General features: G+C 73.1%; 1 protein-coding gene. It reads right to left on the reverse strand.

The genetic code is table 11. The features are described from left to right. Window positions 1–227: hypothetical protein (locus tag AC5WS8_RS39550; RefSeq protein ID WP_496108298.1), on the reverse strand; the 227-nt coding region annotated here is incomplete at both ends.

The following is a 227-nucleotide window of genomic DNA, read 5'->3' on the forward strand; positions in this document are numbered from 1 at the left end:
TCGGCCTGTTCGCGGTTCTGGCGGCGCCAGGAGGTCAGGGCGGGCAGCACCGCGCCCACGACATCCCGCTCCAGGTCCAACTCCCCGGCCAGCGACTCCAGGTCCTCCCGCTCGACGGCCTCCCAGAACCGGGCGTCCATCTCACCGCCCGCACCGGCCACGGTCTCCGACCGCGCGGGAGCCGGCCAGTACCTCTCGTGCTGGAAGGCGTACGTCGGCAGCTCCAC

It is taken from the genome of Streptomyces sp. PTL18, from assembly GCF_059510295.1.